This is a genomic window from Halopseudomonas sp. (assembly GCF_036960865.1).
In the GTDB taxonomy this organism is placed as follows: Bacteria; Pseudomonadota; Gammaproteobacteria; order Pseudomonadales; family Pseudomonadaceae; genus Halopseudomonas.
Map to the genome: position 1 here is coordinate 1 of NZ_JBALWE010000007.1, position 21,583 is coordinate 21,583.

At 57.8% G+C, this 21,583-nt stretch carries 22 protein-coding genes and 1 pseudogene; 18 read left to right on the plus strand and 5 right to left on the minus strand.

Annotation, left to right across the window (positions count from 1 at the left end):
- Positions 1-96: pseudogene (locus tag V7747_RS10965) on the plus strand (electron transfer flavoprotein subunit alpha/FixB family protein); the annotation flags it as partial.
- A gap of 82 nt (positions 97-178) precedes the next feature.
- Here the strand turns inward: V7747_RS10965 and V7747_RS10970 are convergent.
- Together V7747_RS10970 and V7747_RS10975 are read right to left on the minus strand one after the other, a co-directional pair.
- Positions 179-943 carry a UDP-2,3-diacylglucosamine diphosphatase gene (locus V7747_RS10970; protein WP_335616079.1) on the minus strand — a complete coding sequence of 255 codons (765 nt, stop codon included), beginning with the start codon at positions 941-943 and terminating at the stop codon, positions 179-181.
- Between the two features lie 14 nt (positions 944-957).
- Entirely contained in the window at positions 958-1,452 is a 495-nt protein-coding gene (locus V7747_RS10975; RefSeq protein ID WP_335616080.1) for a peptidylprolyl isomerase, read from the minus strand.
- A 162-nt stretch (positions 1,453-1,614) separates the two neighbouring features.
- Here V7747_RS10975 and V7747_RS10980 point away from each other — a divergent pair, with 162 nt between their 5' ends.
- Genes V7747_RS10980 through V7747_RS10990 form a run of 3 tightly spaced genes read left to right on the plus strand, consistent with a single transcriptional unit; the run spans position 1,615 to position 5,455 of the window.
- Positions 1,615-3,282, plus strand: a complete 1,668-nt coding sequence (locus V7747_RS10980; RefSeq protein WP_335616081.1) for a glutamine--tRNA ligase/YqeY domain fusion protein — start codon at positions 1,615-1,617, stop codon at positions 3,280-3,282.
- Positions 3,282-4,667, plus strand: a complete 1,386-nt coding sequence (cysS, locus tag V7747_RS10985; RefSeq protein ID WP_335616082.1) for a cysteine--tRNA ligase — start codon at positions 3,282-3,284, stop codon at positions 4,665-4,667. Before V7747_RS10980 ends, cysS begins: the two co-directional genes overlap by 1 nt.
- A 14-nt stretch (positions 4,668-4,681) precedes the next feature.
- Complete coding sequence (locus V7747_RS10990; RefSeq protein WP_335616083.1) at positions 4,682-5,455, plus strand: SDR family NAD(P)-dependent oxidoreductase; 774 nt, start codon at positions 4,682-4,684, stop codon at positions 5,453-5,455.
- Positions 5,456-5,517: 62 nt separating this feature from the next.
- Here V7747_RS10990 and V7747_RS10995 read toward each other — a convergent pair whose 3' ends face one another.
- The gene (locus V7747_RS10995) at positions 5,518-6,930 is read right to left on the minus strand and encodes an alanine/glycine:cation symporter family protein (protein WP_335616084.1); all 1,413 of its coding nucleotides are present in this window, start codon (positions 6,928-6,930) and stop codon (positions 5,518-5,520) included.
- A gap of 188 nt (positions 6,931-7,118) precedes the next feature.
- Here V7747_RS10995 and V7747_RS11000 point away from each other — a divergent pair, with 188 nt between their 5' ends.
- The 4 genes from V7747_RS11000 to V7747_RS11015 all read left to right on the plus strand — a co-directional run bounded on the left by V7747_RS11000 (position 7,119) and on the right by V7747_RS11015 (position 10,943).
- Positions 7,119-7,958 (plus strand): metal-dependent hydrolase, encoded by an 840-nt coding sequence (locus tag V7747_RS11000; protein ID WP_335616085.1) that lies wholly within the window; start codon positions 7,119-7,121, stop codon positions 7,956-7,958.
- A 97-nt stretch (positions 7,959-8,055) separates the two neighbouring features.
- Complete coding sequence (locus V7747_RS11005; protein ID WP_335616086.1) at positions 8,056-9,177, plus strand: NAD(P) transhydrogenase subunit alpha; 1,122 nt, start codon at positions 8,056-8,058, stop codon at positions 9,175-9,177.
- A gap of 10 nt (positions 9,178-9,187) precedes the next feature.
- Positions 9,188-9,508, plus strand: coding sequence for an NAD(P) transhydrogenase subunit alpha (locus tag V7747_RS11010; RefSeq protein ID WP_090475079.1), 321 nt, complete (start codon positions 9,188-9,190; stop codon positions 9,506-9,508).
- A gap of 7 nt (positions 9,509-9,515) precedes the next feature.
- The gene (locus tag V7747_RS11015) at positions 9,516-10,943 is read left to right on the plus strand and encodes an NAD(P)(+) transhydrogenase (Re/Si-specific) subunit beta (protein ID WP_335616087.1); all 1,428 of its coding nucleotides are present in this window, start codon (positions 9,516-9,518) and stop codon (positions 10,941-10,943) included.
- 107 nt (positions 10,944-11,050) lie between these two features.
- Here V7747_RS11015 and V7747_RS11020 read toward each other — a convergent pair whose 3' ends face one another.
- Entirely contained in the window at positions 11,051-12,487 is a 1,437-nt protein-coding gene (locus V7747_RS11020; RefSeq protein ID WP_335616088.1) for an aldehyde dehydrogenase family protein, read from the minus strand.
- 229 nt (positions 12,488-12,716) lie between these two features.
- Here V7747_RS11020 and V7747_RS11025 point away from each other — a divergent pair, with 229 nt between their 5' ends.
- The 9 genes from V7747_RS11025 (at position 12,717) to V7747_RS11065 (ending at position 20,764) form a co-directional block, all read left to right on the plus strand.
- Positions 12,717-13,199 carry a Fe-S cluster assembly transcription factor gene (locus V7747_RS11025; RefSeq protein ID WP_335616089.1) on the plus strand — a complete coding sequence of 161 codons (483 nt, stop codon included), beginning with the start codon at positions 12,717-12,719 and terminating at the stop codon, positions 13,197-13,199.
- 107 nt (positions 13,200-13,306) lie between these two features.
- Complete coding sequence (gene sufB / locus V7747_RS11030) at positions 13,307-14,743, plus strand: Fe-S cluster assembly protein SufB (protein WP_335616090.1); 1,437 nt, start codon at positions 13,307-13,309, stop codon at positions 14,741-14,743.
- An 86-nt stretch (positions 14,744-14,829) separates the two neighbouring features.
- Complete coding sequence (gene sufC / locus V7747_RS11035) at positions 14,830-15,579, plus strand: Fe-S cluster assembly ATPase SufC (protein WP_335616091.1); 750 nt, start codon at positions 14,830-14,832, stop codon at positions 15,577-15,579.
- Positions 15,580-15,583: 4 nt separating this feature from the next.
- Positions 15,584-16,891: a Fe-S cluster assembly protein SufD gene (gene sufD, locus V7747_RS11040; protein WP_335616092.1), complete on the plus strand. Its 1,308-nt coding sequence runs from the start codon at positions 15,584-15,586 to the stop codon at positions 16,889-16,891.
- Positions 16,884-18,125 (plus strand): cysteine desulfurase, encoded by a 1,242-nt coding sequence (locus V7747_RS11045; protein WP_335616093.1) that lies wholly within the window; start codon positions 16,884-16,886, stop codon positions 18,123-18,125. The genes sufD and V7747_RS11045 overlap by 8 nt, the downstream gene beginning before the upstream one ends.
- 11 nt (positions 18,126-18,136) lie before the next feature.
- Positions 18,137-18,493: a HesB/IscA family protein gene (locus V7747_RS11050; protein WP_335616094.1), complete on the plus strand. Its 357-nt coding sequence runs from the start codon at positions 18,137-18,139 to the stop codon at positions 18,491-18,493.
- 15 nt (positions 18,494-18,508) lie between these two features.
- Positions 18,509-19,048, plus strand: a complete 540-nt coding sequence (sufT, locus tag V7747_RS11055) for a putative Fe-S cluster assembly protein SufT (protein ID WP_335616095.1) — start codon at positions 18,509-18,511, stop codon at positions 19,046-19,048.
- A gap of 79 nt (positions 19,049-19,127) precedes the next feature.
- On the plus strand, positions 19,128-19,547 hold the full coding sequence (locus V7747_RS11060; protein WP_335616096.1) for a SufE family protein: 420 nt from the start codon (positions 19,128-19,130) through the stop codon (positions 19,545-19,547).
- Positions 19,548-19,819: 272 nt separating this feature from the next.
- Positions 19,820-20,764, plus strand: coding sequence for a GGDEF domain-containing protein (locus V7747_RS11065; protein ID WP_335616097.1), 945 nt, complete (start codon positions 19,820-19,822; stop codon positions 20,762-20,764).
- Here V7747_RS11065 and V7747_RS11070 read toward each other — a convergent pair whose 3' ends face one another.
- On the minus strand, positions 20,765-21,046 hold the full coding sequence (locus V7747_RS11070; RefSeq protein WP_335616098.1) for a hypothetical protein: 282 nt from the start codon (positions 21,044-21,046) through the stop codon (positions 20,765-20,767).
- A 133-nt stretch (positions 21,047-21,179) separates the two neighbouring features.
- Here V7747_RS11070 and V7747_RS11075 point away from each other — a divergent pair, with 133 nt between their 5' ends.
- Positions 21,180-21,530 (plus strand): YkvA family protein, encoded by a 351-nt coding sequence (locus tag V7747_RS11075; protein ID WP_335616099.1) that lies wholly within the window; start codon positions 21,180-21,182, stop codon positions 21,528-21,530.
- Positions 21,531-21,583 lie beyond the last annotated feature (53 nt).

Here is a 21,583-nt window from a genome sequence, read left to right on the forward strand (position 1 = left end):
AACAAGGATGAAGAAGCGCCGATCTTCCAGGTAGCGGATTACGGTCTGGTTGCAGACCTGTTTGAAGCGGTGCCTGAACTGGAAGGCAAGCTTTAAGCCGCTGGCTTAACGCCGCCGCACGCGCCACGCGGCAAGAAAAACCCCGGTCTCGCGAGAGCCGGGGTTTTTTCGTTTAGGGTTAGCCGTGGTTGGCTTGTAGCTTATCGCCTGGGTCGCCTGGATCCAAAGCGAAGGATTCAAGGTGGTAGCCGTGCTCATCGGCCAGCAAGTACCAGCCGGCCTGATCCCAGTCGCCCAGGACGATGCGCTCGGCGGGTTCGCCGTCAATCATAAGGGGGTGCCGGGCAGGGCGGTGGGTGTGGCCGTGGATCAGAGTGCGCACGCCTTCATTGCGCATGGCTTCTGCAACCTGTCCAAGATTAACGTCGGTAATGTCTGCCGCTTTCATCCGCGTGCGGCTTTGGCTTTCATCGCGCAGCTTGCGGCCAATTTTCTGCCGAGTACGCAGTGGCAGGTTGCGCAGGATGAAGCGACTGGCCGGGTTGCGCAGCCATTTGCGCATGCGCATGTAGTCGAGGTCGTCAGTGCAGAGGCTATCGCCGTGCATCAGCAGCACCGGTTCCCCGTTCAGGTTGACGATGCTTGGGTCGCGCAGCAGCGTGCATCCGGCCTTGCGACAAAAGCGGCGCCCGAGCAGAAAGTCGCGGTTGCCGTGCATAAGGAAGATCTTTACGCCCTTGCGGCTCAGCTCGGCCAGTGCGGCTGCGGTCTGTTCGCCCAGCGCATCCATGGCGTCATCGCCAAGCCAGACCTCAAAAAAGTCGCCCAGAATGTAAAGTTCATCAACATTGCTGGCCTGTTCTTTCAGGCATCGCAAAAACGCCCGGGTGATATCCGGGCGTTTTGCTTCGAGATGCAGGTCGGAAATAAACAGATAGCGCATCTGCGAGGTGGTACTCAGTCGACCAGTTCAGCGCGTTCGATGATAACGTCGTCTGCGGGAACGTCCTGGTGACCGGCACGCGAGGTGGTGCTTACAGCCTTGATTTTCTCGACCACGTCCATGCCGTCGGTGACCTTGCCGAACACGGCGTAACCCCAGCCCTGAGTAGTGGGAGCTGTGTGGTTGAGGAAGCTGTTGTCAGACACGTTGATGAAGAACTGGGCGCTGGCGGAATGCGGCTCCATGGTGCGTGCCATGGCGACGGTGCCTACCGCGTTGCCAACGCCGTTGTCGGCTTCGTTCTTGATGGGCGCGCGGGTGTCTTTCTGCTTCATGCCGGGTTCAAAACCGCCGCCCTGAATCATGAAGTTGCTGATGACGCGATGAAAGATGGTGCCGTCGTAGTGGCCATCACGCACGTACTGCTTGAAGTTTTCGACTGTCTCGGGCGCTTTGTCGGCGAACAGTTCAAGGGTGATAACGCCGTAGTTTGTATGCAGTTTGACCATCGGGCAGTCCTCGGGCAAAAAATCTGAGTGGGTAGGTCGCGCAAGTGCGTTGTCGCATTCAGGCGCTTGACAGTTTCGGGTATGATACGGGTTTTGGCCAACTCGGCCTAGCCAAAATCCGTGATGCCGCAGGCGTCACCCGTAGCGAGTTTTGCTGACCTTATGAACAAACCCGAAGCCACGCCGCCAAGCCACTTTCTGCGCCAGATTGTTCAATCTGATCTGAGCAGCGGCAAGCACGATAGTATCGTCACCCGATTTCCTCCTGAGCCCAACGGCTATCTGCATATTGGCCACGCCAAATCGATCTGCCTCAATTTCGGGTTGGCCAAGGAGTTTGGTGGTGCCTGTCACCTGCGTTTTGATGACACCAATCCCGCCAAGGAAGAACAGGAATACATTGATGCCATCAAGCAGGATGTCGAGTGGCTGGGCTTTCAATGGGCTGGCAATGTGCGCTATGCCTCCGACTATTTTGATCAGTTGCATGCCTGGGCCATCGAGCTGATAAAGGCCGGCAAGGCGTATGTTTGCGAGCTGTCTCCGGAGCAGGCGCGTGAGTACCGTGGCTCGCTGACCGAGCCCGGCAAGAATAGTCCGTTCCGTGAGCGTAGCGTCGAGGACAATCTGGATCAGTTTGCCCGCATGACCGCTGGCGAGTTTGCCGACGGCGCCAAGGTGCTGCGCGCCAAGATCGACATGGCCGCGCCCAACATGAACCTGCGCGATCCCATTCTGTACCGTATCCGCCACGCCCATCATCACCAGACGGGTGACAAGTGGTGCGTGTATCCCAGCTATGACTTCACTCACGGTCAGTCTGATGCGATTGAAGGTGTTACCCACTCGATCTGTACGCTGGAGTTTGAAGATCACCGTCCGCTGTACGAATGGTGTCTGAACAATCTGCCGGTGCCGGCTACGCCACGGCAGTATGAATTTGCCCGTCTGAACCTGAATTACACGGTGACCAGCAAGCGCAAGCTGAAACAGCTGGTTGATGAGAAGCACGTGGATGGCTGGGACGATCCACGCATGTCCACTATCAGTGCTTTCCGTCGTCGTGGTTACACGCCGGCGTCGATTCGCGAGTTCTGTGAGCGCATTGGTGTGACCCGCTCGGACGGTGTGGTTGACATGGGCGTGCTGGAATTCTGTATCCGTGATGACCTGGATGCCCACGCACCGCGCGCCATGTGTGTGCTCAAGCCACTGAAAGTGACCATCACCAATTATCCCGAGGGTCAGACCGAGCTGCTGAATTTGCCGCGTCATCCCAAGGAAGACATCGGGGTGCGCGAACTGCCCTTTGAGCGCGAGATATACATCGATCAGGACGACTACATGGTCGACCCGCCCAAGGGCTACAAGCGCCTGGTGCCGGGTGGCGAAGTACGTCTGCGCGGGAGCTATGTGATTCGCGCCGATGAGGCGGTGACCGATGCCGAGGGCAATATTGTCGAGCTGCTGTGCTCCTATGATCCGGAGACGCTGGGCAAGAACCCCGAAGGTCGCAAGGTCAAGGGTGTGATTCACTGGGTGCCGGCAGCCGCCAGCATCGAATGCGAAGTACGTCTGTACGATCGCTTGTTCAAGACGCCGAATCCGGACAAGGGCGAAGAGGGCGCTGGCTTCCTGGACAACATCAATCCCGAATCCCTGGTTGTGCTCAAGGGCTGCCGCGCCGAACCCTCGCTGGCAGCGGCGACAGTGGATGACCGCTTCCAGTTCGAGCGTGAAGGTTACTTCTGCCTGGACTCGAAAGACGCCACCGCAGAGCGCCCGGTATTCAACCGTACTGTCACCTTGCGCGACTCCTGGGGTAACTGATGGCGCTGACGATCTACAACACGCTGAGCAAGACCAAGGAAGCCTTCAAGCCGCTGATCGGCAATCAGGTACGTATGTACGTCTGCGGCATGACCGTGTACGACTACTGCCACATCGGTCACGCGCGAGTAATGGTTGCCTTTGACGTGGTAGCGCGCTGGTTTCGCCACAGTGGCTATGATCTGACCTATATTCGCAATATCACTGACATTGACGACAAGATCATCCGTCGCGCCAATGAAAATGGTGAAACCTTTCAACAACTGACCGGCCGCATGATCGCGGCCATGCACGAAGACGAAGCACGTCTCAATGTGCAACGCCCGGATCAGGAGCCCAAGGCGAGCGAGCACGTGCCGGGCATGCATAGCATGATCCAGACGCTGATCGACAAGGGCTTCGCGTACGCACCCGGCAACGGTGACGTGTATTACCGCGTCAGCCGCTTTGCCGACTACGGCAAGTTGTCACGCAAAAAGACCGAAGACCTGCGTAGCGGTGCCAGGGTTGAGGTGGATGAGGCCAAGGAAGATCCACTGGACTTCGTGCTGTGGAAAGGCGTCAAACCCGGCGAGCCGAGCTGGACCTCGCCTTGGGGCGAGGGGCGTCCGGGCTGGCATATCGAATGTTCGGTTATGTCCACCTGCTGCCTGGGAAACACCTTCGACATTCACGGCGGCGGGCCGGACCTGGTGTTTCCGCACCACGAAAACGAGATCGCACAGAGCGAAGCGGCCACCGGGGAGCTGTACGCAGCCAGCTGGATGCACGCCGGTGCGGTGCGGGTCGATGGTGAGAAAATGTCCAAGTCGCTGGGCAACTTCTTCACTATTCGTGAGGTGCTGGAAAAGTACCATCCTGAAGTGGTGCGCTATCTGCTGGTCTCCAGCCACTATCGCAGTGCGATCAACTACTCCGAGGACAACCTGAAAGAAGCCAAGGGTGCCCTGGAGCGGTTTTATCATGCGCTCAAGGGCTTGCCGAAAGCCGCAGCTGCTGGTGGTGACGAATATGCCGAACGTTTCGCGGCAGCCATGAATGACGATTTCAACACGCCGGAAGCCTGTGCGGTACTGTTCGAGATGGTGCGCGAGGTTAACCGGTTGAAAGAAACCGACCTGCAATCCGCAGCAGCACTGGCCGCTCGTCTGCAACAGCTGTCCGAGGTGCTTGGCGTATTGCAGTTGGAGCCCGATGCCTTCCTGCAGGCCGGTGCAGCCGACAAGGTCGATGCCGCTGCTGTTGACGCGCTCATTCAGGCGCGTCTGCAGGCACGCGCCGAGAAGAACTGGGCTGAGTCTGATCGCATTCGTGATGACTTGACCGCGATGGGCGTTGTACTGGAAGACGGCAAGGGTGGTACTACCTGGCGGCTGGCGCAATAGTGATGCCGCACAGCATGACAGATCTCACCGGCCGGGTTGCGCTGGTGACCGGTGCCGGCAGCCCTGATGGTATCGGCTTTGCGACTGCCAGGATGTTCTACGCTGCGGGTGCGGCGGTGGTGCTGACGTCTACCACCAACCGTATCTTTCAGCGGCAAAACGAGCTGGATCCGGAGCGTGCACGCAGTATGGCGTTGGTGGCTGACCTGACACACCCTGAACAGGCCGCCGAGTTGGTCGATCAGATCATGACGCGCTTTGGTCAGGTAGACATTCTGGTCAACAACGCAGGGATGACGCAGTCTGGGGTTGAGGAGCCGATTGGTGAGTTGTTTCACCAGATGCCGTTTCAACACTGGCAGCGAGAGATCGATCTGAATCTCAACACCTGTGTGCACGTAAGCCAATTGGTATTGCAGCATATGCTGCAGGCGGGTTTTGGCCGCGTGATCAATATCGCATCCGTCACCGGCCCGCTGGTGACCTTTCCGGGTACCGCCGGTTACAGCGCCGCCAAGTCAGCGATGGTGGGGCTGACCCGCTCCATCGCGCACGAAGTGGCCGGGCAGGGCATTACGGTTAACGCCATCGCACCGGGCTGGATTGAAACACCGTCAAGCATGCCGGCAGAGCTGGAAGCCGGGCGCCGTACGCCGGTTGGCCGGCCTGGTCGTCCTGAAGAAGTAGCGCGGGTCGCCCTGTTTCTGGCCAGTGAGGGTTGCAGCTACATGACTGGCCAGATGCTGGTGGTGGATGGCGGCAATGCTTTGCAGGAAATGAAAGGCTGATTTAGCTTTAGAAAGCTGCTACCGAAGGCCAGCACCCGCAGCGCGAGTGCTGGCCTTTTTTCTTAGTACCAGATATCGGAGCTGATCTTCTCTTTCAGCTCCGGGTAGTCGGCAGCCTTGAAGGTCGGCTCTTCACCTGCCTTACGCTGGGCCATGTAGTCCTTGGTCAGCTTCACCACAGTGCCGGACAGCATCAAAATAGCAATCAGGTTAATGGTTGCCATCAACCCCATCGACGCGTCGGCTGCATTGAACACAGTCCCGACTGCCTGATAGGCGCCCCAGATCACCATGGCCAAGGCGGCGCAGCGCAAGACGAGCATGCCCGCCTTGTTGCCCACGCCGAGAAAGACCATGGCGTTCTCCGCGTAGGAATAATTGGCAACGATTGAGGTGAAGGCGAAAAACAGGATTGCTACGGCAATGAAATACTTGCCGGCCACCCCGATGTGCGCCTCCATGGCCAGTTGGGTCAACTGGGTGCCGGTCACGCCGTTACCGGGTTCGAGTACGCCAGAAAGGAGAATCATCACGGCGGTGGCGGTACAGATCACCAGGGTGTCGATGAAGACGCCCATGGCCTGCACAAAGCCCTGGGACGAGGGATGGTGCGGCGCGGGCGTTGCGGTGGCGGCCACGTTGGGTGCCGAGCCCATACCTGCTTCATTTGAAAACAGGCCGCGCTTGATGCCGTTTAGCATTGCAGCGGTCACCGAGCCGGCAACGCCACCGGCGGCTTCCTCAAGGCCGAAGGCGCTCTTGAATATCAGGGCGAGTACGGCGGGAACCTCGCTGATGTTCATGGCCAGCACGTATAACGCCATCAGCACATAGGCTGCTGCCATGAAGGGAACGATGATTTCGGCGAAGCGAGCAATGGAGCGCAGACCACCAAAAATCACCATTCCCGCCAGTACCGCAATGACTACCCCGACCGCCAGCTTGGAGAAGCCGAAGGCGCCCTCCATTGCGTCAGCGATCGAATTGGCCTGCACGGCATTGAACACCAGCCCGAAGGAAATGATCAGGCACACCGAAAAGATGCTGCCGGCCCACGGCGCTTTCAGGCCTTTGGAAATATAAAACGCCGGACCGCCGCGGTACTGACCCTCGCCGTCGCGTACCTTATACAGTTGCGCCAGGCTGCTTTCAGAGTACGCGGTCGCCATGCCCACGAGGGCAACCATCCACATCCAGAAGATGGCCCCTGCGCCGCCCAGGTACAGAGCAACAGCTACGCCAGCGAGATTGCCGGTACCGACCCGTGAGGCCAGGCTGGTGCAGAGCGCCTGAAATGGCGAAATACCGGCCTTGTCGCTTTTGCGTGAGCCCAGAATAGAGCGAATCATCTCGCCAAAGTGCAGAAATTGCAGAAAGCCAAGCCTGATGGTGAAAAATACCCCGACGGCCAACAGGCCATAAATAAGTACATAGCCCCAGAAAATCGTGTTTAGAAAGCCAATTACTGCATCCATGAAGGACCCCCAAGCGTGAATGGCAAATGCTGAAATCTTTAGTAACAGTAGATGCTGGGGGAAAATGTGCCAGTCTTCATGCCGGTGAAACAGGCTTGTGTTTAGTCCCTGCTGGGCAGAGGATAGGAGACTTGATGACTCTCGTTGCACCCTAACAATAATGACAGCAGACCAGTACGAGGTGACCCATGACAGCACTGCAGCCGGCGGATCTGGCCATCAAGCCGCGGCGTATCGACTTTGCCTTGCCTGAGTCCTTGCCCAGGCATTGGCACGGCGGCGATCCGTTCAAAACCCACTTTTTCAACGCCATGTCTATTCTGTTCCCGGACGGGGAGCGCTTCTTTATAGATTCCGTACGCCATTTTCGCCCGCAGATAGACGACGCCGACCAGCTTGCGCTGATCAAGGGTTTTATTGGGCAGGAAGGGCATCACAGTCGTGAGCATGTCGAATACAACCAGCGTCTGAGTGATCTGGGCTATGACGTGGAGAGGCTGATGCAGCCGGTCAAACGGCGCATTCGCTATGTTCAGAAGCACTTTTCGCCGGAGCGCCAGCTGGCCGGCACGGTGGCGATGGAGCATTTCACCGCGATCATGGCCGACTCGGTGCTGCGCGAGCGGCACTGGTTCGACGGAGCCATCGAACCGATGCAGCGAATCTGGCGCTGGCATGCCCTGGAAGAGACGGAACACAAGGCTGTAGCCTTTGATGTCTACATGCAGGTGTGCGGTGACCGTAAGCTGCTGCGTGCGGCGATGCGTCAGTCCACCTTCTTCTTTCTCAAGGACGTTACCCGTGGCATGTGGCACATGCTGCGGCGTGACGGCGAATTGACCAATCTGCGGATGTGGCGCAAGGGGTTGGCGTGGCTCTGGGGGCGGGGCGGCTTTCTATCCAGCCTCTGGGGCGTATACCGGGATTTTTACCGGGACGACTTCCATCCGTGGCAGCACGACAATCAGCAGCTGATGCGCGAGTACCAGCGTGAGTTTGCTGTCGATGGCGTCATTTCGCCCGCCTGATTCATTTGGTATATCTGTCGCTTATGTGCAACCTTTTGTCGCGTTTGGTCGAGTGGCTGCGCTATCATATGCGCCTTTTCGCCGATGAGGAGTCATTATGTCCATTCCTTTGTACATTCCCAGAGAGACGAGGGAGCACGAAAAACGTGTCGCCCTGGTTCCCTCTGTTGCAGCCAAGCTGCAGAAACTGGGGCTTGATATCAGTCTCGAGTCCGGTGCTGGCAACGCTGCGCGGATTCCCGACAGTGCCTATACCGATGCGGGCGTAACCCTGGGAACAGGTGAGGGCGCCAAGCTCATCTTCCGGGTTCAGCCGCCAACCGTAGAAGATGTTGCACAGATGGCCGAAGGGTCAATTCTGTTCAGCTTCATCTACGCCCAGCGTGAGCCTGCGGTGGTCAAGGCGCTGCAAGAACGCAAGATCACCTGTTTTGCCATGGAGCTGGTACCCCGTATCACCCGTGCGCAGGCAATGGATGCATTGTCTTCGCAAGCGGCGTTGGCTGGTTACTATGCCGCTTTGCTGGCAGCTACCAACCTCAACCGCATCCTGCCCATGATGACCACTGCCGTTGGCTCGTTGCGCCCGGCGAAAGTACTGGTCATGGGGGCTGGCGTTGCCGGCTTGCAGGCACTGGCAACCGCCAAGCGCCTGGGTGCCATGATCGAAGGTTACGACGTGCGTCCCGAGGTTAAGGAACAGGTTCAGTCGGTGGGTGGCAAGTTTGTCGATACCGGCGTGAACGCGGTAGGTGAGGGCGGCTACGCCCGTGAGCTGACCGACGAAGAGAAGCAGCAGGTCGAGGCTGTTCTGACCCGCCACATCCAGCAGGCTGACGCGGTCATCACCACCGCATCTATTCCTGGCAAGCCGAGCCCGAAGATCATCACCGAAGCCCAGATCATGGGTATGAAGAGTGGTGCCATCATCATCGACCTGGCCGCCGAGGGCGGTGGCAACACGCCGCTGACCAAGCCCGGTGAGACAGTCGAAGCCGGTCCGGCAACCATCGTTGCACCGCTGAACATCACCAGTAACCTGGCCGAGCACGCTTCCGAGCTGTACTCGCGCAACCTGCTGGCCCTGGTTTCGCTGATGGTTGAAGAAGGTGAGCTGAAGCTCGACTGGGAAGACGAAGTGCTGGCCAAGAGCGTACTGACCCACGAGGGTGAAATTCGCAACGAGGCGGCACGTGCTGCCGTCGCAGAGCAGGCATAAGGAGCCCACTATGGATATGTCAGTCACCATCACAGGCTTCGTAGCCCTGTATATTTTCTTGCTGGCGGCCTTCGCTGGTTATGAAATCATCGGCCGCGTTCCGGCCATTCTGCACACGCCGCTGATGTCCGGCTCTAACTTCATCCACGGTATTGTCGTGGTTGGCGCGATGTGGGCACTGCTGAACGCGGGTTCCACACTTGAGCAGGTCATTGGCTTCGTTGGCGTACTGCTGGGTGCGGGTAACGCCGCCGGTGGTTACGTGGTTACCGAACGCATGCTGGAAATGTTCAAACCAACCAACAAAGCGCCTGGCGCAGACAAGGAGTAAGTAGACCATGTTCAGTGCTTTTCTGATTGACGCGGCCTACTTTGTCGCAGCTTTCCTGTTCCTTTATGGCCTCAAGCGTATGGCTAGCCCGGTTACCGCCCGTTCCGGTATTGTTGTTGCCGGCGGTGGTATGGTCCTGGCTGTAGCAGCGGCCTTCCTTTATGGCTTTGATGTGGCGCCGCGCGCCGAGCCTTATCTGGGCACCAACCTGCTGTTGCTGGTTATTGCTCTGGGTCTGGGTGTGACCTGGGCCTGGTTCAGCGGCAAGCGCGTTGCCATGACCGACATGCCGCAGATGGTTGCACTCTATAACGGTATGGGCGGCGGCGCAGCGGCTGCCATTGCGGCCACCGAGCTGTTTTCCGGCAATGCCCTGGCGCATGGTCCGGTAGTGACCCTGCTGGCGATTCTGGGCGGTCTGATTGGTGCAGTTGCACTGTCTGGTTCGCTGATTGCCTGGGCCAAGCTGGATGGTCGCATGAACAAGTCCTGGCGTTTGCCCAAGCAGCAGTATGTCAACCTTGGCCTGTTCTGCGCCGCGTTGGCACTGGGTGCCGCGGTAGTGGTCATGGGGCTGATGGATGTGGTTCAAGTGCCGGTATTTGTGGTTGCGCTGTTCTTCATCATCGCACTGGTGCTGGGCGTCATGCTGACAACGCCGATCGGCGGTGCCGACATGCCGGTAGTTATCTCGCTGTACAACGCCTTTACCGGTTTGGCGGTTGCCTTTGAAGGTTTTGTACTGCAGAACCCGGCGATGATCATTGCCGGTACTGTTGTGGGCTCTGCCGGCACGTTGCTGACGCTGATGATGGCCAAGGCAATGAACCGTCAAGTCAGCAACATCATCTTCAGTGACTTCGGTGGCGAAGATGACGGCGCAGACGGCGAGATCCAGGGCACCATGAAGTCGGCTGATGCTTCCGACGCAGCGATTGCCATGTACTACGCCAGCAAGGTCATTATCGTTCCGGGCTATGGTCTGGCGGTTGCACAGGCACAGCACAAGCTTTATGAGTTCGTGAAGCTGCTGCAGAAGCAGGGTGTCGAGGTGAATTTCGCCATCCACCCGGTTGCCGGTCGTATGCCAGGCCACATGAACGTACTGCTGGCCGAAGCGGGCGTACCTTACGACATCATCTATGATCTGGAAGATATCAACGAGGACTTCGCCCAGGCAGACGTGGCTATCGTGCTGGGTGCCAACGACGTGGTTAACCCTGCGGCACGTACCCGCAAGTCGAGCCCGATCTATGGTATGCCGATTCTGAACGTAGATATGGCGCGCCAGGCTTACGTGGTCAAGCGTGGTCAGGGCAAGGGGTATTCTGGGGTCGAGAACGAACTGTTCTTCCTCGACAATACCTCTATGGTCTACGGCGACGCGCAGAAGGTCATGGTACAGATGATCGAAGCGGTCAAGTCGCTGGGTTAATCTCCGCGACCAGCCTGCAGCTCACCGGCTGCAGGCAAATAAAAAACCCGGCCTAGGCCGGGTTTTTTATTTCGTGCTTTTGGTTTACCAGCTGCTTACCGCAGCGCTCAACCTTGTTTCGCGTGGTAGCCGAAGATCGACTTGATCTCGAGGAAGTCCTCAAAACCGTAATGGCCCCATTCGCGGCCGTTACCCGACTCCTTGTAACCACCAAAGGGCGCCTTGTTATCCAGCGGTGCGCCGTTGAGGTGAACCATACCGGTGCGAATGCGACGTGCCACCTTGCGGGCGCGCTCCAGATCGCTGGAGGATACGTAACCGGACAGACCGTAATTGGTGTCGTTGGCAATGCGCACGGCATCGTCTTCGTCTTCATAGCCAATGATCGACAGAACCGGCCCGAAGATCTCTTCGCGGGCGATGGTCATCTCGTTGTTGACGTGGCTGAAGACGGTGGGCTTGACGTAATAACCCTTGTCGATACCCTCAGGGCGACCCGGGCCGCCGCCAACAACCTTGGCGCCTTCCTCGATACCGGCGGTGATCAGGTCCTGAATCTTGTTCCATTGGGCTTTGGAAACAACCGGGCCAATCACGGTGTCGTCTGAGTTCGGGTCGCCTGCCTTGACCTTGGCAACCACGGCCTGAGCGATGGCAGCAACCTCATCCATGCGGCTGTTGGGCACCAGCATGCGTGTCGGTGCGTTGCATGACTGGCCGCTGTTGTTCATGCAGGACATCACGCCATGGGCGACCATCTTCTCGAAGTCCACATCGTCCAGCAGGATGTTGGCCGACTTGCCACCCAGTTCCAGAGCGACGCGTTTGATGGTTTGTGCGCCATTCTGCATGACCTGGCGGCCTGCACCGGTGGAGCCGGTGAAAGACATCATGTCGATGTCCGGGTGCGCCGACATGGCCGCGCCAACGGTGGGGCCGTCGCCATTGACTAGGTTGAACACGCCCGCCGGCACGCCGGCTTCGTCCAGGATTTCTGCCAGCAGCAGAGCGGACAGCGGCGCGACTTCGGAAGGCTTGAGCACCATAGTGCAGCCGGTTGCGAGGGCTGGTGCGATCTTGCACGTCAGCTGGTTCATCGGCCAGTTCCAAGGCGTGATCAGGCCGCAAACGCCAATCGGCTCCTTGACCACCTGGGTTTTACCGATCTGCTCTTCAAATTCAAATTCTTTCAGGGCCTCCAGCGCCGCGGCAAAATGGCCGAGACCGGAAGGGGCCTGCGCAACCTTGGACAGCTTGGCGGGGGCGCCCATCTCGATTGAGATTGCCTCTGCGACCTCGCCCATGCGTTTCTGGAAGACCGCCATGACGCGTTCGAGCAGCGCGATGCGCTCTTCACGGGTGGTGTTGGCGTAGGTGTCAAAGGCATTCTTGGCGGCGGCGACAGCCAGGTCGACGTCTTCCTTGTTGCCCAGCGCGATGGTAGCGACGGCTTCTTCGGTGGCTGGATTGATCACGTCCAGCGTCTTATCGCCTTTGGGCTCGACCCACTTACCATTGATGTAGAACTGCTTGTGATGGCTCATTCTGAGGTGGCTCCTTGTTATGGGTGTTCAAAACCTTCAAACCTTAGCATTGTCTCAGCTTAGGTATTAACCGTTTTGTGTTTAATCAATGTAAATGTTCCGGTGTTATCAGCCTTTCGACAGTGCCATCGACTCTTTATAATGCGCCCGGCGGACTCGGCCGAATACTTGACTGTTTTGCTTGGATATTGCATAGTTGCACGCAGATTTCCACCGTCCGAGAGCGCCTATGCGACTGACCACAAAGGGTCGTTACGCCGTCACAGCCATGCTGGATCTGGCACTGCACGAAGATCAGGGCCCCATTACCCTGGCTGATATTTCATTACGTCAGGGTGTGTCCATTTCCTATCTGGAACAGCTGTTCGCCAAGTTGCGCCGCAGCAAGCTGGTCGAGAGTGTGCGGGGGCCGGGCGGCGGCTACCGATTGTCTGGTGGTCCTGGTGCTATCAGCGTGGCGCAGATTGTCGAGGCGGTTAACGACTCCATGGATGCGACGCGTTGCCTGGGTAAAGGCGACTGCCAGCACGGCGAAGTCTGTCTCACCCATCATCTGTGGTCGGATTTGAGTGCCCGGCTGCGTCAGTTTCTGAATGACATCACGCTGGCCGATCTGGTGTCTCGTGACGATATTCAACGTGTTAAAACACGTCAGGACAATTGTCCGGCGTCGGCTCGGCAGAAAGTCAGCGAGCTGGAACGCATTATCTGAAGAGGCCATAGAGCCTTCCATCGATGCACTGCTGGCTAGGCAGTGCAATGCCTGAACTATGAAAGTGGCGGCCCGATTCCATTGGGCGGCAGGATTGAGGTGATACCGTGACTGAACAAGTCGAAAGCCTGATCAAGAAAGATTACGCGGCCGGATTCCACTCCGCCATCGAGTCCGAGACGCTGCCTCCAGGTCTTGACGAAGATGTTGTCCGCTTCATCTCCGCCAAGAAGGGAGAGCCCGAGTGGCTGCTGGAGTGGCGTCTTAAGGCATTTCGTGCCTGGCAGGAAATGGAAGAGCCCACCTGGGCCCACGTGCACTATCCCGAGATCGACTTTCAGGCAGTGTCCTATTACTCCGCCCCAAAGAGTATGGACAACAAGCCAAAGAGCCTTGATGAGGTGGACCCGGAGCTGCTGAGAACCTACGAAAAGCTGGGTATTCCGCTGCACGAGCAAGAGATGCTCGCTGGCGTTGCGGTTGATGCGGTATTTGACTCGGTCTCGGTGGTCACCACCTTCCGCGAGAAGCTGTATGAAGCGGGTGTCATTTTCTGCCCGATCAGCGAGGCGGTACACAAGTATCCCGACCTGCTGAAAAAGTATCTCGGCAGTGTGGTCCCGCAGAAGGACAACTATTACGCGGCGCTGAACTCCGCTGTGTTCTCCGATGGCTCCTTTGTCTACATTCCCAAGGGTGTGCGTTGCCCCATGGAGCTCTCTACCTATTTCCGCATCAACGAGATGAACACCGGGCAGTTTGAGCGCACGCTGATCGTCGCCGATGAAGGTTCCTACGTCAGCTACCTCGAAGGTTGTACCGCTCCCATGCGTGATGAGAACCAGTTGCACGCCGCCGTTGTTGAGCTGGTTGCCCTGGATGACGCGCAAATCAAGTACTCCACGGTGCAGAACTGGTACCCAGGTAACGCCGAAGGTAAGGGCGGCATCTACAACTTCGTGACCAAGCGTGGCATCGCCCATACCAATGCGAAGATTTCCTGGACTCAGGTCGAGACCGGCTCAGCCGTGACCTGGAAGTATCCGAGCTGTGTACTGAAAGGTGACAACAGTGTCGGTGAGTTCTACTCGGTTGCGCTGACCAACAATTTCCAGCAGGCCGACACCGGCACCAAGATGATCCACCTGGGCAAGAACACGCGCTCAACGATCATCGCCAAGGGCATTTCCGCCGGTCGCAGCGACAGCGCCTATCGCGGTCTGGTGCGCATCAATCCCGGCGCCGAGGGCGCGCGTAACTTCACGCAGTGCGACTCCCTGTTGATTGGCGATCGCTGCGGCGCACATACCTTCCCGTATATCGAAAGCAAAAACCCTAGTGCCGTCGTCGAGCATGAGGCGACGACGTCCAAGGTCAGCGATGATCAGCTGTTCCTGTGCCAGCAGCGCGGCCTGGACGCAGAGAAGGCCGTGTCGATGATCGTCAACGGCTTCTGCCGAGAGGTCTTCAAGGAGCTGCCGATGGAGTTTGCCGTCGAAGCCGGCAAGCTGCTGGAAGTCAGCCTTGAAGGCTCGGTGGGCTAAGCGTCAGCGACGCAGGTTCAGGTAAATACGCTGGCGCGGCTCAGCTGCGCCGCGCTGACAGTTAAAGTAATTTATTGGGCATCGAAATGTTAAATATCAGTGACTTGTACGGTAAAGTTGAAGAGAAAGATATCCTCAAGGGCCTGTCCATTGAGGTGAAACCAGGTGAAGTGCACGCCATCATGGGGCCGAACGGCTCAGGCAAAAGCACCCTGGGCAACGTTCTCTCCGGGCGCCAAGGCTACGAAGCCACCGCCGGCAGCGTTACCTTCAAGGGGCACAATCTGCTGGAAATGGACACCGAAGAGCGCGCCCGCGAAGGGCTGTTCCTGGCATTCCAGTACCCGGTGGAGATTCCCGGCGTCAGCAACATGGAGTTCCTGAAAGCGGCGGTTGATGCCAAGCGCAAGCATCACAACCAGACTGAACTGTCTTCGGTCGACTTTCTCAAGCTCGCTCGCGAGACTTGCAAGCGCGTCAACCTGGACGCCAGCTTCCTCAAGCGCGGTGTCAACGAAGGTTTTTCCGGTGGTGAGAAAAAGCGCAATGAGATCATGCAGATGATGCTGCTTGAACCGGACCTGTGCATCCTGGACGAAACCGACTCGGGTCTGGATATCGACGCGTTGCAAGTCGTCGCCGATGGCGTCAACGCCATGCGCGATGGCAATCGCAGCTTCTTGGTGGTGACCCATTACCAACGTCTGCTGGACTACATCATCCCGGACTACGTTCACGTGCTGGCCGGCGGTCGCATCGTCAAGTCTGGCGACAAGAGCCTGGCGCTCGAGCTGGAAGCCAAAGGCTACGGTTGGCTGGAAAACGAGGTTGCCTGAACCTATGACTGATTTTCAACAAAGTGCATTGCAACTGGCCGCCAGCCAGCAGACGCCAGCCTGGTTGCAGCCGCTGCGTGAGCAGGGTGCGGCCAACTGGTCGGCAGCCAGCTGGCCCGGCCGCAAGACCGAACTCTGGAAATACATCTCGTTGGCACCGCTACAGCAGCAGGGTGATCTGCGCTGGGGTGGCGAAGCAGACGACAGCGCCATTGATGCAGTAGAGCGCGTTGAACTTGACGCCACCTGCCTGGTGTTCGTCAATGGCCGCTTCAACGCGGCGCGCTCCAGTGTGCTGCCCGCGGGCATTGTGCGCTTTGCCGACGCCGATGCTGATCAGCAGGCGCTGATCGCCCAGCATCTGGGGCAGGTGGTTGATAGCCAGCGCCACCTTTTTGCCGCCTTGAGCAACGCCTGGGTAGACGACGGCATACTGCTGCACGTGCCGCGCAATCAGACTCTCGATAAGCCGGTTTACATCCTCAACGTGGCTACACCAGAGGCGCAGCCAGCGGTTGCCAGCCAGCGTTTGCTGGTGGTGCTGGAGGAGGGCAGCGAGGCAGAGGTGATTGAGCACTTTGCTTCCGATGCGCGCGAGCAGAACGGCTTCGTCAACAGCCTCACCGAAGTGGTGGTCGGCGCCAACGCGCGCTTGCAGCATTACCGCATCAATCTGGAAGAAGAGAACCTGCTGCATGTGGGCGGCGTCCATGCCGACCTGCACCGCGACGCACGTTTTCATGGCTTTACCCTGGCTCAGGGCAGCCGCCTCAAGCGCATCGACTACCAGGTCAATATGCGTGGTGAAGGCGCACATATGGACCTCTACGGTGTTTATCTGCCGCGCAACAAGCAGGTGATCGATTACCACACCAACGTGGAACATTGCGTGCCGCACTGCACCAGCAACGAAGTGTTTCGCGGCATCATTGGCGACTCCGCCAAGGCTGTCTTCAACGGCCGGATTCACATCCATCCGCAGGCGCAGAAAACCCTTGCCGAGCTCAGCAACAAGAATCTGCTGACCTCGCGCACGGCTGAAATCAATACCAAGCCGGAGCTGGAAATCTACGCTGATGACGTGCGCTGCGCCCACGGCGCAACCATCGCGCAGCTGGATGAAACCTCGCTGTACTACCTACAGAGCCGCGGTATTTCGGCGGCTGACGCCACGACCATGCTGAGCTTCGGCTTCATCAATGAACTGCTGACGCAGGTGCCTGAACAGGCTATTCAGGATTACCTGCGCCCCCGTTTGGCCTCGCTGTTTGGCCAGGGGAGTGAGCAGGTGGGGCACCTCAGTTATGAATGAGCAAAACCAGATTCCGGCATTTGATGCCGTGCGGGTACGTGCCGATTTCCCTATCCTGCAGCAGCAGGTCAACGGGCATCCGCTGGTGTATCTGGATAACGCCGCCACCACGCAAAAGCCGCGAGCGGTGATTCAGGCCATCGTTGATTACTACGAGCAGGACAACAGCAATGTGCACCGTGGTGCGCACGCCCTGGCTGATCGTGCCACCGAAAAGTTCGAGGCGGCACGGGTCAAGGTAGCCGATTTCATCAACGCCGCGCAGGCGCGTCAGGTGATCTGGACGCGCGGCACCACTGAGGGCATCAACCTGGTTGCCAGCAGTTGGGGGCGTAGCACACTTCAGGCCGGTGACCGTATTCTGGTTTCCGCGATGGAGCACCATTCCAATATCGTGCCCTGGCAACTGATTGCACAGGAGAAGGGCGCTACGGTTGAGCCAATCCCCGTGCTGGAAGACGGCTCGATCGACCTGGACGCCTTTGCCGGCATGCTGGATGACCGCGTGCGTATGGTGGCCTGTGGTCACGTTTCCAATGCCCTGGGTACGGTCAACCCGGTACAGGAGATTGTGCGCCTGGCGCACGCCGCTGGTGCCCTGACTCTGATCGATGGCGCGCAGGCGGTCAGTCATTGGCCAGTCGATGTGCAGGCGCTGGATTGCGACTTTTACGTATTCTCCTCGCACAAGCTGTTTGGACCCACCGGTCTGGGCGTGCTCTACGGAAAGGAAGCGCTGCTTGAAGCCATGCCGCCGTATCAGGGTGGCGGCGAGATGATCGAAACCGTGAGTTTCGCCGGTACGCGTTTCAATCAGCTGCCCTACAAGTTTGAAGCGGGTACACCCGATATTGCCGGTGTAATCGGCTTGGGGGCTGCCATTGATTATCTGCAGTCTCTGGATCGCGCCGGTGCAGCAGATCACGAAGCAGCCTTGCTGGCCTATGCTGAAGAGCGAGCGCGGGCTACACCGGGTATTCGTCTGGTGGGCACTGCCCAGCAGAAGACCAGCGTGCTGAGCTTTTTGCTGGAAGGCGCGCACCCGAATGACGTCGGGCTGCTGCTCGATCAGCAAGGTGTGGCGGTACGTACCGGAAATCATTGCGCGCAACCGATCATGGAGCAGTTTGGTATTGCCGGTACGGTGCGCGCCAGTTTCAGTTTCTACAATACCCGCGCAGACGTTGATCGTTTGTTCGAGGCGTTGGACAAGGCAAGGCAATTCCTGGTTTAGGAGTGCATGAAATGAGTGTTGAATCCTTTGATCCAAACAGTCAGGTAGTCACCGTCAGCCCCGCGGCCCTGGCGCACTTTCGCCGCCAGCTGAGCAGCGCGCAGGGCAAGTCCGTGCGTCTGAGCGTCAAGAAAAGTGGTTGTACCGGTTTTATGTACGCCATTGATCTGGTCGAGCAGGGCAGTGCCAGCGACCTGCATTATCAGCTGGATGAGCAGGTTGAACTGCTGGTCGACAGCAACAGCCTGGAGGTGTTGTCCGGCACGCAGATTGATCTAGTGCGTGAAGGGGTCAACCAGCAAATCAAGTTCATCAACCCCAACGTCAAGGACGAGTGTGGTTGTGGAGAGAGCTTCAGTGTTAACTAGCGGGGCAGCGCGCGGATGAGTATGGAAAGACGCATGGTAGTAGCGCAGGCTGATTGTCCTGCGCGGCGCGTACCCGATGGCACGCCACTGACCATCCCGAAAGACACCTTTGTGACCATCACCCAGGCATTGGGCGGCAACTATACGGTGACCTATCACGGCCAGATGGTGCGGGTTGATGGCACCGATGCGGCGGCACTGGGTCTTGAGCCGGAGCTGCTATCGTTTCCTGAGCCCAGCGACGACCAGATCAGCGAAGAGCAGGTGTGGGAGGCGCTGAAAACCGTATATGATCCGGAAATTCCGGTCGACTTGGTCAACCTGGGACTGATCTACTCGCTCGACATCGATCAGAGCACCCACGCGGTCACCATCAACATGACCCTGACCGCACCCGGCTGTGGCATGGGGCCGGTGCTGGTAGGTGACGTGGAATACCGTGTTCGACGCGTCCCTAACGTTGAAAGCGTAAAGGTTGAACTGGTATTTGATCCGCCATGGCAACGTGAAATGATGAGCGAAGAAGCTCAGCTTGAAACCGGCATGTTTTTTTAACGCCGGTTTTCAAAGTTCCTTTGCCATTTAGTGAGTTGGTTGCAGCTCGCTGTTAACTGAACCCATGAAAGGTTTGCACATGAGCGAATTTGGTACCGATATCACCAGCGACGACATTATCGACACCCTGTCGTTTTTCGATAATTGGGAAGACCGCTACAAATACATCATTGACCTGGGTAAGGAATTGCCCGAGTTGGATGCTGCGCTGCGCAGTGAAGATCATCTGGTACGCGGTTGCCAAAGCCAGGTCTGGCTGGTCAGCGAGGCGCAGGACGGTAAGCTCTATTTCGCCGCCGACAGCGACGCCTTTATCGTCAAGGGCCTGCTGGCCGTGGTTCTGGCCGCCTACAATGGCAAGACACCAGAACAGATCACCGCCTTCGACGTGGAGGCTTACTTCGCTCAACTCAACCTGTTGAAACACCTGAGCGTAACCCGTGGTAATGGGCTGCGTGCAATGGTTAAGCGCATTCAGGATACCGCTGCAGCGACCTGAGCAGGGCGAAATCGCAGTGCAGCATGGCATATGTGTCACCTCGCCATTAGCTGGTTGTCATTAACCCAAGCAATCGTTAATGTTGGCCCGCCCCATCGTTGTTGCTCCGGGGAAAGAATAGCTGGTGGGCCGATGAACGCCGCCCCCCAACAGACACAATAGAAACTACAATAACAAGAAGTTATCCAGGGTAGCCCGTAATGTCAGGTGTTTGGGGAAGGCTGAAGAGTGACTTTCAGCTATCTATAGTGACACTGGTGGGAGTCTGCTCCGTGTTCGGCGTTACGCCTTACGCGGTGTATCGATTGCAAGAGCGGAATTGGGTCGTTGGGCTAACCGACACCTTTCTGGTGCTGGGCACTGCCTTTGCTGTTATTTATGCTTGGCGGACCGGAAATACCGTACGGCCTGGTCAATTTCTTGCTTTCATCTACTCACTGGGTGGCTTTCTGGTCACCATTAAACTGGGTATTAATGGCCTGTTCTGGCTTTATTGCCTGGTGCTATTCAACTTTTTCGTTGTCCCGCCGCTGCAAAGCCTGATCGCCACGCTGACCACTCTGGTCGCTGTATGTATCTATGGCTGGTTGCGACCTCAGGACATTTTCGAAAGCCATTACCAGATGATGTCCTTCGTGGTCACCTATCTCATGGCTAGCCTGTTCGCTTTTGTGTTTGCCTACCGCAGTCGATTCCAGCGGCGTCAACTGGCGCTGCTTGCCACGCTTGATCCGCTCACGGGTATCGGCAACCGTCGCACCATGGATGAGGAGCTCGACATCGCGATTGCTGATAGCCAGCGTTATGGCATGAGCTTTGGTTTGCTGGTTCTGGACCTGGATCATTTCAAGTCAGTGAATGACCGGTACGGACACAACGTGGGCGATCGTGTGCTGATCGATTTTGTGCGGGTGATAAAAAGCGCCTCTCGCGCCTCAGACCGGGTGTTTCGTCTAGGGGGTGAAGAGTTTGTGCTCCTGGTGCCAAAGGTAGACAAGGCCGGTCTGGCCGGCGCCGCACAGCATATTCAGCGAAGCGTAGCGCTCCAATTACGGTCGCCAGGTGGCGCGGTCACGGTCTCCATAGGCGGTTGCTTACTAGCTGACCACAAAGACCGGGATGAATGGCTGAGAGAAGCGGATGTATGTCTCTACGAAGCCAAGGAAGCCGGGCGCAATTGCACCGTGATCAAGGGCGTTGAATCACGGTCGGGCTGATCACTCGCGATCAAGCCCGCGTCGCTTGTCGTGATCACGTTCAAGGTTTGGCAGGTTATCTTTTGCATCATCTAAGTGGTCTCCCACATTGTCGCGTGCATCGTCCATGGCGTTGTCAGTGGCCTTGCCCATGTCGCAGCCGCCGCTGACCCCCAAGGTTGCCTCCATAGCAGCGTTACGGGTTGCACGTTTGGCATCGCACTCCAGCACGTCCGGCTTGAGATCGGCTTGTGCCGCCAAGACGTAAACACCGCTCAACAGTACAATCAGTTTCTTCAGCATGGCCCGGTTGCTCCCTCGTGAGTTTGTCTCTACGTTGTAAAACACAACGTTTTGTCTCATTCTAGTCAGCAATCCAGAATTTACCCATCAACAATGAGTGCCGTTATTGCAGGCAGTCAGCGAGGTGACGCTCATGGAACATCATTTTAGTGAGAAGGCGTTTTGGCAGAAGTTGGCGCAGCACGCACGTGCTGCCGGCCGCGAGGTTGTCGAGAAAGCACTGTGGCTTTACTACGCTGCGCGCCGCCCGGAAACGCCGGGTTGGGCGAAAGCAGTGATCCTCAGCGTGCTGGCGTATTTCATCGCGCCTATCGATGCCATGCCAGACTTCACCCCCTTTGTCGGATTTACTGATGATCTGGGAGTGTTTGCCGGCGCGCTTGCCATGGTTTCCATGTACATCGACGACGAGGTGAAGGGCAAGGCAACGGCTACTGCAGAGCGCTGGTTTGGACGGGCTGAGGTTGCTGATCCCGCTATTTGACCCGGTCGCCAGTTTTGCAGCGTGCGGCTGCCTCCCCCTGGACAGAAAAAAGG